General features: G+C 48.5%; 14 protein-coding genes. 3 read left to right on the top strand and 11 right to left on the bottom strand.

The window, feature by feature from the left end; genetic code table 11:
• Positions 1-17: 17 nt before the first annotated feature.
• The 6 genes from AC3WRW_RS15280 to AC3WRW_RS15255 all read right to left on the bottom strand — a co-directional run bounded on the left by AC3WRW_RS15280 (position 18) and on the right by AC3WRW_RS15255 (position 8,036).
• Positions 18-2,042, bottom strand: coding sequence for a helicase-associated domain-containing protein (locus AC3WRW_RS15280; RefSeq protein WP_492547166.1), 2,025 nt, complete (start codon positions 2,040-2,042; stop codon positions 18-20).
• On the bottom strand, positions 2,032-3,738 hold the full coding sequence (locus tag AC3WRW_RS15275; RefSeq protein ID WP_492547165.1) for a DNA repair helicase XPB: 1,707 nt from the start codon (positions 3,736-3,738) through the stop codon (positions 2,032-2,034). Before AC3WRW_RS15275 ends, AC3WRW_RS15280 begins: the two co-directional genes overlap by 11 nt.
• Before the next feature lie 149 nt (positions 3,739-3,887).
• Positions 3,888-4,961 carry a Gfo/Idh/MocA family protein gene (locus AC3WRW_RS15270; protein WP_492547164.1) on the bottom strand — a complete coding sequence of 358 codons (1,074 nt, stop codon included), beginning with the start codon at positions 4,959-4,961 and terminating at the stop codon, positions 3,888-3,890.
• Positions 4,962-4,998: 37 nt separating this feature from the next.
• Positions 4,999-6,159, bottom strand: coding sequence for a Gfo/Idh/MocA family protein (locus AC3WRW_RS15265; RefSeq protein ID WP_492547163.1), 1,161 nt, complete (start codon positions 6,157-6,159; stop codon positions 4,999-5,001).
• Positions 6,160-6,363: 204 nt separating this feature from the next.
• A complete protein-coding gene (locus AC3WRW_RS15260; protein ID WP_492547162.1) occupies positions 6,364-6,804 on the bottom strand; it encodes a CBS domain-containing protein in 441 nt (146 codons plus the stop codon).
• A gap of 62 nt (positions 6,805-6,866) precedes the next feature.
• Entirely contained in the window at positions 6,867-8,036 is a 1,170-nt protein-coding gene (locus AC3WRW_RS15255) for a M20 family metallopeptidase (RefSeq protein ID WP_492547161.1), read from the bottom strand.
• Between the two features lie 204 nt (positions 8,037-8,240).
• Here AC3WRW_RS15255 and AC3WRW_RS15250 point away from each other — a divergent pair, with 204 nt between their 5' ends.
• Positions 8,241-8,588 (top strand): YugN family protein, encoded by a 348-nt coding sequence (locus AC3WRW_RS15250; RefSeq protein WP_492547160.1) that lies wholly within the window; start codon positions 8,241-8,243, stop codon positions 8,586-8,588.
• 13 nt (positions 8,589-8,601) lie between these two features.
• A complete protein-coding gene (gene ftsW / locus AC3WRW_RS15245; protein ID WP_492547159.1) occupies positions 8,602-9,759 on the top strand; it encodes a putative lipid II flippase FtsW in 1,158 nt (385 codons plus the stop codon).
• Positions 9,760-9,788: 29 nt separating this feature from the next.
• On the opposite strand, the gene AC3WRW_RS15240 is transcribed toward ftsW, so the two are convergent.
• A complete protein-coding gene (locus tag AC3WRW_RS15240) occupies positions 9,789-10,169 on the bottom strand; it encodes an Asp23/Gls24 family envelope stress response protein (protein WP_171686090.1) in 381 nt (126 codons plus the stop codon).
• Positions 10,170-10,368: 199 nt separating this feature from the next.
• Here AC3WRW_RS15240 and cax point away from each other — a divergent pair, with 199 nt between their 5' ends.
• Positions 10,369-11,415 (top strand): calcium/proton exchanger, encoded by a 1,047-nt coding sequence (gene cax / locus AC3WRW_RS15235; RefSeq protein ID WP_492547158.1) that lies wholly within the window; start codon positions 10,369-10,371, stop codon positions 11,413-11,415.
• A 58-nt stretch (positions 11,416-11,473) separates the two neighbouring features.
• Here the strand turns inward: cax and AC3WRW_RS15230 are convergent, their stop codons facing one another.
• From AC3WRW_RS15230 to AC3WRW_RS15215, 4 genes are all read right to left on the bottom strand, one after another.
• Positions 11,474-11,761, bottom strand: a complete 288-nt coding sequence (locus AC3WRW_RS15230; protein ID WP_056833125.1) for an Fpa/YlaN family protein — start codon at positions 11,759-11,761, stop codon at positions 11,474-11,476.
• 121 nt (positions 11,762-11,882) lie between these two features.
• Positions 11,883-12,131 (bottom strand): HPr family phosphocarrier protein, encoded by a 249-nt coding sequence (locus tag AC3WRW_RS15225; RefSeq protein WP_492547157.1) that lies wholly within the window; start codon positions 12,129-12,131, stop codon positions 11,883-11,885.
• A 111-nt stretch (positions 12,132-12,242) separates the two neighbouring features.
• Complete coding sequence (locus AC3WRW_RS15220) at positions 12,243-12,836, bottom strand: TVP38/TMEM64 family protein (protein ID WP_492547156.1); 594 nt, start codon at positions 12,834-12,836, stop codon at positions 12,243-12,245.
• Between the two features lie 258 nt (positions 12,837-13,094).
• Positions 13,095-15,065 carry a sensor domain-containing diguanylate cyclase gene (locus AC3WRW_RS15215; RefSeq protein WP_492547155.1) on the bottom strand — a complete coding sequence of 657 codons (1,971 nt, stop codon included), beginning with the start codon at positions 15,063-15,065 and terminating at the stop codon, positions 13,095-13,097.
• Between the last annotated feature and the right edge of the window lie 359 nt (positions 15,066-15,424).

The raw sequence follows: 15,424 nt of genomic DNA, 5'->3' as shown, positions 1-15,424 counted from the left end.
TCCTTTTCTCTTAGAGCTTATTTATAAACGCCTTCGTCATTAATACCCGGTAAAATCAGCTTCATTTCCTCCCAGTCGTCACCGGACAAGGAAATCTCCCTATGCTCTTCCAATCCTTCCAGTATCCAGCCTGACCGTTCTTCCCGCAAAGTGCGGGGAATAATAACGCGGCTCTGCCCTTCTTTACGCAGCTGCAGGCAGCTTTTCCACTCAATCGCCTTGCGAATCATTTCTTTGCGCGTAGAACCGTGGTAGGACCGGAAATCTTGAAGCCAGCTTACCGGGATATTCCCCATGTCCGGGTACAAATCGCCTTGCTCCGGCAGCTCGGGATCCATCTCATACAGCTGGATAGAATCCCTGGAATAGCATAAACCCTGTGTCTGAGTCCCCATAAGATGCTCCGATTCGGCAGCGGGATCGTCAGCCTCCTTGCGGCTGCTTCTAGGGTTATAGCCCATATTCTCTAGACACTTCATAAGCTGGGACAACTGATCTTTGGGCACGATAAAATCAGCCCCGCCGACACGTTCCTTAAGAAACGGCTGGCATTTCTCGTTTCTGAGCAGGGCATCCGCAATTTCAATCGAACTGCAGCGAAGCAGCGTTACTTGTTCAATATGCACCTTGCCCGCCTGTTCGCCCCATTGCCGCATCGTTTGAATGACGGGCTCCGGAACTTCGTAATAAGCTTTCTCTTGCAGTATCCGAATGATCTCTTCACCGCTTTGTCCCTGTTCCCAGGCTCGATAAAAGCTTTCTTTGGTCAAACGGTAGGTGCGCACATGATCCGACTGCTGAAGGTCGGCGAACGCAGCGATATCCCATTCCGTACGAAGTCCTGCATCCGGAAGCAACAGGATTTCAAAATCCGGCTGCACATAGAAAGAAGGCGCCTTTGCTTGCAATTCCACTGAGCTTGCACGAATTAGGCCAAATTCACCTTCACCGCCCGGCGAGAACAGCCATCGGAACCAGGCACCGCCATCGGGATCGGCAGCGAGCTCTACAAAGCGGAAGAGCGACAGCGGGAGAATCCAGGCGTTCAGGAACGCCTGGCGGAGCGACTCCGCTTCATTGGCCTGAGCCCCCCGGGAGCAGCAGGTCAAGATCCCTCTCGAAATATCGTCGACGCTGTACCACTGACCGGCCTCCGCCTTCTCCATCCACGTGATGCCATGCTGCAGCCAGACAGGTGCGGGAAGCACCAACTGGCGCCAAACGCTGTAAAGCTGCGCCTGCTGCCTCTCATAAGGGCCCTCAAGCCAATTCTTGCAGGCTTTCTTATTGAAGAAGAGCTGCTCGCCGCTTCCTGTAAGAAAGCCCATCCGAATCGCCAATTCGAGCATGAGCACCGTGCCGTCATCGTACTGATCTCTGAAAGCATACGCAATCCCCGAGGAGCGCAGCAGGTCATCAGGCAGTGATAGGTGCTGGGTAAGCTTGGCAAGCTGCTTTTTATGCAAAGTTCCCTTGTTCGTTAACGGGAGAGAAGGCTGCTGAGAACACGCGGCAAGAAAGTGAAACAGCTGCTGTGCAAGACCTCTCGGATGAACCGGAGCGGCATCCTGATCGGCGCCGCTCAGATCGGTAGCCCCCGCCGGCAGCAATGCCAGAGCACTTTCATCTTCGATAGTCGCCAGTTTTACCGAGGGGAACAGAAGCTCCTGCCAAGAGGCAAACGCATCCTCCGGCAGTACAAAGAGCCCCTCCCCCCATGCTTTGCGAAAAGCGGCAATAACGCCTGTCCGCCTAAGGCCTATGAGGCCAGCAGCAGCTTGTGCGCCGGCCATGCGAAGGCCCGCTTGCTTCTCGAGCGCCTCGCGTGTGAACGATTCACAGCCGAACGCAGCAAGAATGAGGCGGAGCGTATTTTTTTCATCCACGGACAGCTGGGAAAGCAGTCTTATCAGATATTTTCGATCCGTCAGCAAATCAGACAATGAAACCCCGTCTTTGATGTATGAGGAGCACCAAGGCTGGCTGGAAATAAGCTTTTTCACATCTTCCGGCATTCTATGTACGACTGTTTCATACCTCATGCTGTTCTCCTTTATGAGCTGTCTTCTCGGGACTCCACCTTGTGATGCGGTATTCATAGCCTTGCTCAACCAGAAACAGCTGGCGCTTCATGGCAAAATCCTGTTCCTTCGTATCCGCGCTGATGATCGAATAAAATACGGCAGCGTTGGAGCCGCTGCTCTTCGGGCGAAGAATACGCCCCAGCCGCTGCGCTTCTTCTTGGCGTGAGCCATAGCTGCCCGACACCTGAATCGCGACTGCGGCATCCGGCAAATCCACCGCAAAATTAGCGACTTTGGAGACGATAAGCAGCGGCAGCTCCCCCTTTTTAAATTGTTTGTACAACTCTTCCCGTCGTTCATACAGCATCGAGCCGCTGATCATCGGGGCACCGGTATGAGCGGCAATCCGTTCCAATTGATCGATATATTGACCGATAATAAGCGTTTGTTCATTGGCATGACGCTGCAGCAGACGGTCAATCACTTCTTGCTTGGCCGTATTCTCCCCGGCAATCCGGAACTGCTGTCTGGCGCCGGAGGCACCGTAAAGATCGCGATCGCTCTCGGACAGATCGACGCGCACTTCCTGACAGGCGACCTTGGCAATCCAGCCTTTCGACTCCAGTTCCTTCCAGGCCATATCGAACTTTTTCGGCCCTACCAGAGAGAACACTTCTCCCTCTCTACCGTCTTCCCTGATTAACGTAGCGGTTAAACCGAGTCTGCGGGTTGCTTGAATGTCCGCGGTGGCCCGAAAGACAGGAGCAGGGAGAAGATGCACCTCATCATAGATGATCAGCCCCCAATCTCTCTCGCTGAACAATCGCATATGAGCGAAGTCGTCTCCCTTTCTGCCGCGATGCGTCAGGATTTGGTACGTGGCGATTGTGATCGGCCGTACATCCTTCGTTGCGCCGTTATATTCGCCTACCTGATCTTCTCCGAGGCCTGTTTTGCTCAAAATTTCCCGCTTCCACTGCTTCACGGATGTGACATTCGAAGTAAGAATCAAAGTTGCGCAGGAGCATCTCGCCATTGCGGCGATGCCGATCACGGTTTTCCCGGCTCCGCACGGGAGCACAAGCACGCCGCTTCCTCCTTCTCCGATGCGGTGGAACGCATCCACAGCACTCTTTTGATAGTCGCGCAGCTGAAAAGGTTCTTCCGCCGTATCCTCATTCCGCAGCCGGATAGGAAGAAATTCGCCGCTCCGGCAGGCCGCTAAATCTTCAACCGGATATCCCAGCTTGATCAGCTCCTGCTTCAACAAGCCGCGAAATGCCGGTGAAACGGCAATAGCCCGCTCGCCGCGGGTGTCTTCCAAATATTTTTTCAGCGACTCATACGCACGAATCTCTTTCAATATGACCGTATCGTCGCTGACGAGATACAGCTCGTTTCCGACGTTTTCCATGCGCAAAATCCCATATCGGTTCGCATATTTCCGAATGCCGCTGAGCACGGAGGGAGGTACGCCGAATTTGGCATTTTGCTGCAAGCAAGCTGACATCTGTTCAACGGGCATGCCGGCGGCGGCTGCATTCCAAAGCGATAACGGCGTAATCCGGTATGTGTGAAGATGCTCCGGGCTTTTGACGAGATCGGCGAAACGGGACAAGGTTCCGCGGACGGATTCGAATTCAGGATGATTCGTTTCCAGCAGAACTGACAAATCGCTCTGAACGATCAGAGGACGGGTAGAATCTCCATGCATGGGGTGCCACCTCCTTTTTCTCTAGTATGAAAGGAAAGCACCGGATTTAAACCTGTTGGGCACGTCCGTTTTAACGGCGCAAACGCAAAACGGGCAGCCCGGCGACGACCGCCGGACTACCCGAATAAAGAAATTTATTGTAATCAAATTTATTCAACGCGAATGGCTTTTTCCTGAGCAAGCAGGCAGAGCTCTGCCGCTTTGAACGTATGCGCCTGCGTCATGGCATTCTCCGTCCGGTGAATACAATCAAGGATCAACTGACCGAAGAAAGGAAAGCCTACTTGTCCATGAAGACTGTAGTGTTTCTCCCCTTGCTGATTGACCAGATACAGCTGATCTCCTTGCGGATCGCGCGCAATGTCAATGTATTTACGGAGTTCGATGTATCCTTCTGTACCGAGGATCAGCGTGCGTCCGTCGCCCCATGTTCCCAGACCGCTCGGTGTCAGCCAGTCCACACGGAAGTAGTTTGTTGCCCCGTTGTCTCCAACCAAGGTAGCGTCACCGAAATCCTCCAGCTCCGGATAATCCTTCGCATGGTAATTCGCCACTTTACTGCTCATAACGGTGGCGTCTTTACAGCCTGCATAATGCAGAAATTGTTCGATCTGATGAGAGCCGATATCGCACAATATACCGCCATACTTATCTTTTTCGAAGAACCAGTCCGGTCGGCTGGATGCATTCAGTCTGTGCGGCCCAAGTCCCATAACCTGAACAACCCGGCCGATAGCTCCCTCTTCAATCAGCTGCCCGGCAAATACAGCGCTCTCTACGTGCAGACGTTCACTGTAGTAAACGGCATATTTGCGGCCTGTCTCTTCCACCTTCGCTTTGGCAGCGGCAAGCTGCTCCAGCGACGTGAAGGGAGTTTTGTCCGTAAAGTAGTCTTTGCCGTGCTCCATCGCCCGGATGCCGAGCGGTCCGCGCTCTGACGGGACAGCGGCTGCGGCAATCAGCTTGACTTCCGCGTCGTCAAAAATTTCTTGCTCCGAAGAAGCCGCTTTCGCCTGCGGATATTTCTCTATGAAAGCCGAGACCTTCGCAGGATCTTGGTCGTAGACCCATTTCAGCTCCGCTCCAGCTTCCAATAGACCATTGCACATGCCAAAGATATGACCATGATCCAGCGCAATAGCTGCGAAAACAAACTCACCTTTTTGCACGACGATGTTCGGCTTTCCTTTTGGTGCGTAATTCATTCCATCGCTTTTTTGCATATCCGAATTCCTCCGCGATCTCTCCATTGAGATTGATTTATCTTGAAGCCGAAACGTCAAATGTCTTAAATCCAGCTTCCTTCTGAACGGTGGAATTTTTGATTTTATCCTGTAAATGCTGTTCGAAAAGCTCTTCGTCAATCGGCAGATCAACCCAGTTGTCCGTCCATGTGGATAACAGCATCGCATTGGACAGCATTAAGCCCTTGATGCCTTCTTCCCCTGGAGCAACGAGCGGAGTGCCATGCAGAATCGCATCTACAAAGTTTTGCGTAATCCCCATGTGGCTTGTTTCCTTGCCTTCGATCGGAATGTCGATTTTCCAGCACTCCGGTTGGCCGAATCCGCCTTTGAACGTTGCGTTGAATTCTCTTTCGGAAACGCGCAAACGCCAGAATGTGAGCTTACCGTCTTCGATGACAATTTTACCGCGGTCCCCGGAAATCTCGAAACGGTTCGTTCCCGGCGCTTCCCCTGTCGTTGTAACAAACAACCCAGTCGCTCCGTTCTCGTATTCGACGAATGCCGTTACATCGTCCTCAACTTCGATATTGCGGTGCTTGCCGAAATAACAGAACGCGCGAACGCGTTTCGGCATCATATCGATCGTCCACTGCCACAAGTCGAGTTGATGCGGATCTTGGTTAATGAGTACGCCTCCGCCTTCACCGGACCAAGTTGCACGCCAGCCGCCTGAATCGTAGTAGCTTTGGGATCTGTACCAGTTCGTAATAATCCAGTTCGTTCTGCGAATTTCGCCAAGCTCCCCGGAGGAAACCAGATCTTTCAATTTTGTATATAAAGGGTTCGTACGCTGATTGTACATCATGCTGAATACTTTGCCTGAAGCTTGAGCGGCTTCATTCATTTGACGAACTTGTTTTGTGTAAACGCCCGCAGGCTTCTCGCACAATACGTGGAGCCCGGCTTTAAATGCTTTGATCGCCGTTTCAGGGTGATCGTAGTGTGGAGTCGCAATCAGTACACTATCAATGACGCCTGAGTTCAGGAATGTATCGAGATTGTCAAATAATTGGACACCTTCACCCAAGTTTTCCTTTGCCCACTCCAAACGATCCGTTCTGAACTCGCAAATAGCCGTTAACTCGGCGCCTTTTACTTCGTTGTTAACCAAATATTTGGCATGTCCGGTTCCCATATTGCCCAGACCGATAATACCAATCCTAACTTTCTCCATGCATACTCACCTTTTTCCTATCAGATTCAATAATTGAACACGTTACCAATGTAGCATATTTAGCTCCTTCGCATCTTGTCGCAGATTGACTACCTTATTGCGAACTTTGACAGTTACAAGAATAAACGACTTCGTCATCCTTTTGGACGTACAAATAAAAAGAAATCCTTTCCCTTCTATTAGGAAAAGATTTCGCTATGTCTCTTATCTGGCGCCGACCGGCGATTTATCCGAAGAGATTTGGCTGAGCGCTTGACCGGCTTCATCTTCAAATTTGCCGCGCACCGCTAAATCACCAATAGCTACAATGCCGACCAGCTCGCCGTTCTCGACCACCGGCAGCCGCCTGATCTGATTTTTCGCCATGATTTTGGCTGCTTCATCTATTGAAGTATTAGGATCTATCGTAGCAACATCCTTCGAGATCACCTGCTCGACAGCCGTAGAGCCGGAATGCTTTTCGGCGTAGCCGCGAACAACAAGGTCCCGGTCGGTTACAACGCCGATGAGCTTCTTGCCGTCAACAACCGCAACGAATCCGATATCGTGTTGTTTCATTTTCAGCGCGATTTCATATACATTATCCTGCAAAGTAACTGTCACACAGTCTTTGCTCATAATCTCTCTAACTGTTTTGTCTGCCATGTCCATTATCCCTCCTCAGAGTTGTCTTACAGACATAGCATTCTCCAAAGGAAGGACGGCATTCATGCCATATAATCCAAAGCCATGCCCAGCAGCAAATTAGCCGCATTCAGCATCGACTTCTCGTCGATATCAAATTTCGGATGGTGATGCGGATAAATAATGCCGGCCTCCGCATTGCCCGCCCCTACGAACATATAACAGCCCGGCCGATGATGCAAATAATAAGAGAAGTCTTCTCCGGCCATAATAAGCGGAGATTCATGCACAGCTTCCGCTCCGAAAAGGGAAGCGCCTACTTGAAAGAAGCGCTGAGTTTCCTTTACGTCGTTCACCACTGTCGGATAGCCGAGCTTATAATCGATATCATAAGCGGCTCCGAACATTGCACAGGTGGACTGCACCACCCGTTCGATGCGCTGCTTCACATCTAGTCTAAGCTCTGCGTCGAAAGTCCGTACTGTGCCGTTTAGTACGCTCGTTTCGGCAATTACATTGAAACTCGTTCCTCCGTGGAAAGAACCGATACTAACGACACAAGGCTCCGTCGGATCTACCTGGCGGCTTACGATCGATTGCAGATTCACAACCAATTGTGAGGCGACATAGATGCTGTCGATGGTTTGATGAGGCAGTCCGCCATGTCCGCCCTTCCCTTGAATCTGAATCGTAAATTCGTCCGGTGCTGCCATCAAAGGTCCCGCTTTGGAGTATACATGTCCTACAGGAAAAGGTGTCCACAAATGAACGCCAAACACGGCGTCAACGCCTTCCAGCGCACCGTCCTGAATCATGGAATCCGCACCGCCGGGGGTGATTTCCTCCGCATGCTGGAACAGAAAAACGAGATTCCCTTTCAATTCGGCCCGGTGCTTGCTGGCTACCTTGGCTATCCCGAGCAGCGTTGATGTGTGGGCATCGTGACCGCAAGCATGCATGACCCCTTTCGTAAGCGAAGCATATTCACATTTCTTCTCATCTTGGATAGGAAGGGCATCCATATCGGCCCGGAGGGCCACCGTAGGTCCTTCTTCGCTGCCGCGAAGCAGTCCGACGACTCCGCCTCCTCCAACCCCTTGACGTACTTCTATATCCCAACTTTGCAAATGATTTGCTATAAATTCAGCCGTCCGGTATTCATGAAAGGAGAGCTCAGGGTTTTGATGCAGGTAGCGCCTCCAGGCAACCATTTCTTCGTAAATGGCTTGTAAGTCCGCTTGAAATTCGAACATAGAATACTCCTCCGCTCATCCTTGTATCTTGATTGTTTCTCTTTAAGCTTTGTTATTGAACCTATTCTACCAAAATAATGCTGCAGTTTCATCTCCAAAGTGCCATCAAATATTAGAAATTAGAGACAGCTGTCGACTTGCAGAACCTTTGGAAACATACTATCATGAATAAAGAATGCATACGTACAATATGGAGGCGTTATAGTGATTATTGAAGCAACTGGCCTAAAAGGCTTAAAAAGCGATCTGGCTCACCTGGATGAGGTAACGACGAAACTTGGTTTCGTGCGCTGGCAGTGGGAATACACGCGTGCTACTTATGATTTCAAAATGGAAGATAAAGCAAGTAAATCCGTGTACTTCTTACGTGTTAACGCGCGCGTGGAATCCGGCAAACTGGAATCTCCTTACGCCATTTTATTTCTAGAGGATGCATACATAGGAAGAGAAACATTCCCGCATGGCTTGGACTACAATTCACCGATTCCTGATGCCGTGCTTAAACTTTCCAACCAAAAATTGGATCAGCTAAAGCAATTGTTGGCCGACTAGGCGAGGGAACAGCATGAATCCACCTCGAAGAGGAACGCCGGATTTTCTGCTGCTCTTCTTAACCTTTTTAATGGTATGCTTTGGTTTGGCAATGGTGTTCAGTGCAAGCTCGATGACAAGCGCATATCGATGGGATGACCCTTGGCTTTTCACACGGAAACAGTTGATTGCTGTTGGAATCGGTGTTGTTGGCATGCTGTTCTGCATGAATGTCCACTACACGAAGTTGAAAAAACTGGTCATCCCTGCGTTTTTCTTCGTCGTATTAGGCTTGATATTTGTTATCTTTACAAGTAAAGCTAACGGTGCCAGCTCTTGGTACACACTCGGCCGATACGGCATTCAACCGACGGAGTTTGCCAAACTGATCGTTATCCTTTATTTAGCATCTCTGATAAGCAACAAAGACGAGAAGTTCCGAAGTTTCCGCAAAGGCCTTCTCCCTGCCATCTTGGTTGTTGCTTTTGTCTGCGGTTTGATCCTCTTGCAGCCTGATTTTGGCTCATGTATGATCCTCCTGATGTGTTCCGTGATCGTCATCGTGGTCGGAGGCTCCAATTTGAAGCACATTTTCGGTATCGGAGCTGTATTTGCTGTCTTTGCCAGTATGGGCCTAGTCTTGTATCTGCTGCTAGGGGACACGAGTGATAATTTCCGGATCAACCGGCTAACTTCATTTCTGGATCCATTCGCCGATCCGCAAGGCTCCGGCTTGCAAGTCGTACAATCTTTGTACGCTTTCGGCCATGGCGGTTTCGCCGGCGCCGGGTTCGGACAAGGCATTCAGAAACTTCACTATTTGCCTGAGGCGCACAACGATTTCATTTTTGCCATTATCGGGGAAGAGCTTGGTTTTATCGGGAGTTCCCTTTTCATTCTTATTTATCTGTTCTTCATTTGGCGAGGCCTTCTTATTGCCGTACGCTGCCCTGACATCTTCGGCATGCTATCCGGCGTTGGCATTATGGTTATGTTCGCGATCCAAGCCTTTATTAATATCGGCGGCGTCACAGGAACCATTCCGCTCACGGGCGTAACCCTGCCTTTCATCTCGGCAGGCGGTTCATCCATGATGGTGTCACTGATCGGCATGGGCGTCGTGCTGGGGATTTCCCGTGAACAATCGCATAAGGAACCTGCAGCTGCGCCTGCACAGAAAAAAAGACCCTAATCGACTTCATACTCGATTGGGTCTTCTTTTTATTTAACACGATGAGGATCGTCAACAACATCTTCTTCCCTGAATGCGACGCCTTCCACTTTAACGTTAACTTCCACTACAGTTAAGCCTGTCATATTTTCGACAGCTTCCCTTACATTCTCCTGGAGATCCCTGCATACATCCTGAATACGGGAACCGTAATTGACGATAACGCGTAAATCGATGGCTGCTTCCACTTGACCTACCTCTACGGACACGCCTCGTTGTACGTTCTTACCGCTCAGACGTTTGGCTAAGCCTTCTGAAATGCCACCTGACATTCCTGCTATGCCAGCGGTTTCAAGAGCAGCGAGACCCGCAATCGTGGATACTACATCATCAGAGATACGAATTAAACCGGTTTGATTGTCTTCGGACATATGGATCAACTCCTAATATAATGATCTTTGAGCGGAACTCAAAAATTTTCCACTCGGCTATAAACCTATTGTAATAAGTTCAATAGATGAAAGCAAGAACTGCACAAAATGTCCAAATCGAATTTACTTTAAAGGGCAAACTGGGTATAGTAAAAAGAAGTAAAAAAGTACCAATAAATTAGGAGCCGGAGGGTCAACATTGAAAGGTAAATTGTTTTACGCAGGTTTAATTATTTCTTTCGTGCTAACAGCAATTGCACACTATACGCATATGGATACAACGCTGCAATTCATCATCGCCTGTATTGCGATTATTTTTGTCGCCGGGTTCCTGGGAAAAGCGACGGAAAGCGTTGCCCATTATGCAGGCGAGCGCATAGGCGGATTCCTTAACGCCACATTTGGCAACGCGGCTGAATTAATCATCGCCATCTTCCTAGTGAAAGACGGCTTGTACGATATCGTTAAGGCCAGTCTTACAGGGGCCATCATCGGTAACCTTTTGCTGGTGCTGGGTCTCAGCATTTTCGCAGGAGGGCTCAAGTACAAAGAACAAACGTTTAACATAAAACTGGCCTCCCACAACTCCTCATTAATGATTCTGGGGGTTGTGGCGCTGTTCATTCCGGCGATTTTCACCGGAGGCTTAACGACCAAAGAGACATCCACGATGAGCATGATCGTTGCGATTCTACTCATTGTCGCTTACCTGCTCTGGCTTCTGTTCTCCATGGTTACGCACAAAAATATGCTCTCCGATGAAGCCATTGAACACGGCGAAGCCGCTTGGTCCAAGTCAACTTCGATTCTCTTCTTAGTGCTCTCCACCGTCATGGTTGCTTTCACCAGCGAGTGGCTGGTAGGCACCTTAGAAGAAGTTACCCATAAATTCGGGTTTTCCGAGCTCTTTGTAGGTGCCTTCCTCGTAGCGATCATCGGAAATGCTGCCGAGCATAGCGCAGCCGTCATGATGGCGATGAAAAATAAAATAGGTGCGGCCGTCGAAATCGCGATCGGCAGTTCCTTGCAAATTGCCCTATTCGTAGCGCCGGTCCTTGTTCTGGCCAGCTTCTTCATCAGCGGCACTCCCATGAACATCGTGTTTACCACTTATGAGATTGCCGCCATCGGGGTCGCCGTTTTCATTACCAAATCCATCACGCAGGACGGCTCGACCAACTGGTTTGAAGGTTTGCTCCTTCTGATTGTCTACATCATCTTAGGTGTCGTATTCTTCCTGGTCTAGCCCGATTGAAAGTCTACAACTACATACACTGAAACAAAAAAAGTAACCCATTGACGGGTTACTTTTTGTTATTCAGCGCTTCATATAGCTGAGCAAGGTTACGTTCAAGTTTACTGAGAATCTGTTTGCCAGGCATCTCGGAAATAAGTCCCGCACGAATAGCAAAATCGATTTCTCTAGACAGACCGTACATTTGCGTATCTAGAACCTCTTCGTACAGCGGACATTGACGCGTTGTCAAATTTTCCATTTGCACTTCGATCAGCTTTTCGATTTTATCTGCATCTTCTTGAAGAAGATTAAGCGCTTTTTGATTCATGTCCAGCAACAGATCAGATGAAGACATTCCACTTCCCCCTATACGCTTAGTCATCCGTCCTTATATGATCTATATTAAGCGAAAATGCTTCAATATACAAGAGAAGGTACCCTCAGAGATTCTGAGAGTACCTTCATCTGGAGTTAGATTAGTCTTCTACGACATGAACCCCTAATTCGTGCTTAGCAAAAACTTCCGCCATAGCGACTTTCGCTTCTTGCTCATCCGGGCCATGAACGTGCAAATCATATTTGCTGGAGCTAAGAAGAGTCGTGAACAACCCTAAAATACTTTTCACGTCGATATACTTATTATCGTATTGAAGAACGATGGATGATCTAAATTTATTGGCTGTTTGTGAAATTTCAACAATTGCGGCATTGTTAGCACTTGGCATATTTCATTCCTCCATTTATTTGCATATGAATTGGTCGCCTTGCTTTCTATATGATAACGTGGATAGGTGACAAAGCGCAACTAGAAAATTTCCTGCATTCTCCAACATATTTTACTTCGCTTTGGGGGCCAGCACCCGCTTCACGGCATTTCCGATGAAGATCAAAACGATTAAAATGCCGAGCAGAATGAGAAGTCTTCCTTTATATTTGTGAAAATGAAATAAATCGTGAGCAATCATCGATTCTAAAAACACGATGGGCAGTTTCCCCAGCAGAGTGCCCCATAGAAAATGAGTAAACTTTATTCTTGTCAGCCCTGCCGCAAAGTTAATCGCCGATGAAGGCAGAATCGGGATCAAACGGCCTAAAAGCACGTACAAGAAACCGCTTTTCTCCATGCGGCGGCTGAACTGAGTAACGAGCGGAAACCGCTCCAGCTTCTTCTCCACCCAGGCATGTCCATAATAACGAGCAAAATAAAAAGAGGCGATTGCTCCTAAGCAAGACATGATATAGTTCACAAGAAATCCTACTTTAATCCCAAAGATGGCAACATTCGTCCCGGCCACAATGACAAACGGAATAAACGGAAAAAAGGTTTGAGCGACAACCAAGGCCATGCCGATAATTTTACCCGGCCAACCAAGATCCCTCAAATGTTCGGACAGCTGCCTCATATTGGTGTGAGCGAGTTTAATGCCCATGGGGTTAAAGAAGAAAAAGTAAATCAAACCACCGAGTAAAATCAAAACAACAAGAATTGAAAGTATCCGCTTTCTGTTAGCCACTGACAAATTTCGACCATCCTTCCCTTAACCAGATCATTGTATCATGTAACCGTTGGATCAGGAAGAGAAAAGTAGGGCAAATCTATGCCCGATTGCACCTAGTCTGCCCTATTTTTTCAGGTCGTATCACAAAGAAAAAACCACCCGTCTGCGGACAAGTGATTTGGCTGAGAACTAACCCACTTTAATTTGGTTCCGACCGTTATTTTTAGCTTGATACAGCGCCATATCCGCACGGTAGAACAAAGATTCGACGCTAATCTTATCCTCTTCCCAATTCCAATCCGAAATACCGCAGGAAACCGTGACTTGCGGACTTGTTTCTTGAAGAACTCTCGTGCGTATGCGTTCGGCTATGCGGATGGTCTGATCCTTCGCAACTTGGGGCAAGTACACCGCCAGCTCTTCCCCGCCCCATCTTGCCGCGATGTCGCTATCCCGGATACAGGACTTAATAATTTGGCTGACCTGAATCAAAATTTTATCGCCAATCTGATGACCGTGCGTATCATTGATCCGTTTGAAATTATCGATATCCACAACAATCAGCGATCCGCAGAAATCCTTCTTTTGCAGCAAATTCGCTTGTTCATCCAAATAGTGACGGGCATAAAGGCCAGTTAAATTGTCCGTGATAACCATCCGTTTCACTTCCGCATGCAGCGAGGCGTTCGTCATGGCAAGACCGATATGTCCGGAAAGCACCTGCAGCAATTTATAGTTATCATAAGAGAAGAAATTAGGCTTGCTATGCATAACCATGATGACGCCTTCCACACGACCGTTCACAAGAATCGGCGAACCGATCAGCGACCTGGAATCGGTGATCTGCAGCAGCTTCGATTTGACCTTGTTGTTTGTCATATAATCGGAGATGATCGTCGGCTCTTTGGTGCTGTAAATAAGACCGGCAAAACCTTGATCCATGGTATACGTCTCATGAAACAACGCCGGCAAATTCGTAGCTTGCACGATTAATTGGTCCGTTTCTTTATCCTTTTGCAATATACAGCTGTAATCGGCGCCAAAAATGCTTAAAAGCTCCCTTGAAGCCGAGTTGAAAATTTCGCTTAGGCGTAAGCTTTGGTTGAGCTGCTTGGTAATTTCGTTGATTAGGCGAAGCTCGTTAATCATGAGGTTGGATTGCTCATACAATTTCGCATTTTCAAAGGCCGAACCGGCCGTATCTGCGAGCAGCGAAATAAACTGCAAATCCGAAGCCTGAATCAAATCATGCTCAAACTGCATATATAAGACACCGTAAACGCCCTGTTTGCCCGAAAGCGGCGCCGCTACTTTCCCCGTGCTCGGCCCTTCGCCGTCCATCGTCGGTTCAAAGACGACGGTGCTTTCCATAAAAGCACGCGTACAGATGTCGTTCTCAATACTCTGAAAATTCAGCGGCTTCACCGACAAATTCGTTGAATCATTGTCTTGCGAAAGCAATAGATCCACTTGAATATGCGGATATACCCTGTACATGCATTCAATCGCCTCGGTCAGCACCGAATCCACATCAATCTTCGCATGGAGCTTCTTAGACGCCTCGAATAAAATGTCATGCTTCTTAAAATCAAGCTCTCTTTGTTGATTTTGGAGGAGCAGCTGATCATATCGGCGGCGATCTTCAATACTTTGCACACAGCTGTAAAATGAAAATGATAAGGTATACAGCAACTGGATGAGCCCCTCAGGCTCTATATGGTGTGATTGGGAAAAAAGTCCCAAATAGGCGACTGGCTGTTCTTGAGGATCTAGGACTGGAATGCTAACAGCCGAAGTGGGCTTTAGCCCCCATATGTTCATTTCTTCGCTTGTCATCACATGCAATTTCGGATCATCCGAACACCGGGCCAGAGGATTGTCCTCTCGATCCGCAAGACTCCAAGACGTACCGGTTTGCGAGAATTTGTCCATAAAAGAAGCTCTATTCGCGCAGGCATTAATGACTCGAAGATCCGTATTTACGCATAGCAGTGCGGTTTGAGGCGGCAGCATCGCTTGTCCGAATTGGTAAACCCAATACTCAAAAGCATCCTGCAGCGCTTGATAAGAATTGAATTCCCCATAAGAAAAGTTGCTAGAAAGAACAAGACCTTGCCGAAGAAACTCTTCGAAGTGCTCTGTCGGGCTATGTTGTTTCATACTACGAAGCGATTCACTCATAGGCTCTCCTCACTAACAAACTATAGTCCAATTGATCCAGGCAAAATGGTACCTTCATTATCATACTATTTTTCCGCCTGCATTGCACGATATTTTCAATCCCTCCCGCTGGATTGAGACTTGACACTTGCTCCGCTTTTTAATAAAATTAGAAGTCGAGTAACACCATGATTTCGGTGAATGCCATTTGTGATCACCCTCACTGCTTTTGCTCCTGCCAAGACAGCGGCTGAACTACTCTTGTCAGGGAATCACATTATGATTCGCAAGCAAAACCAGGCACTTGTCTTCACCCTGACATCTAGATGCTATCTACTAAACTATTTGTTAAAAGAAGG

The organism is Paenibacillus sp. FW126-R14 (assembly GCF_058789495.1).
Note: the sequence above shows the minus strand (reverse complement) of the source record. Positions and strands in the feature narration are given on the sequence as shown.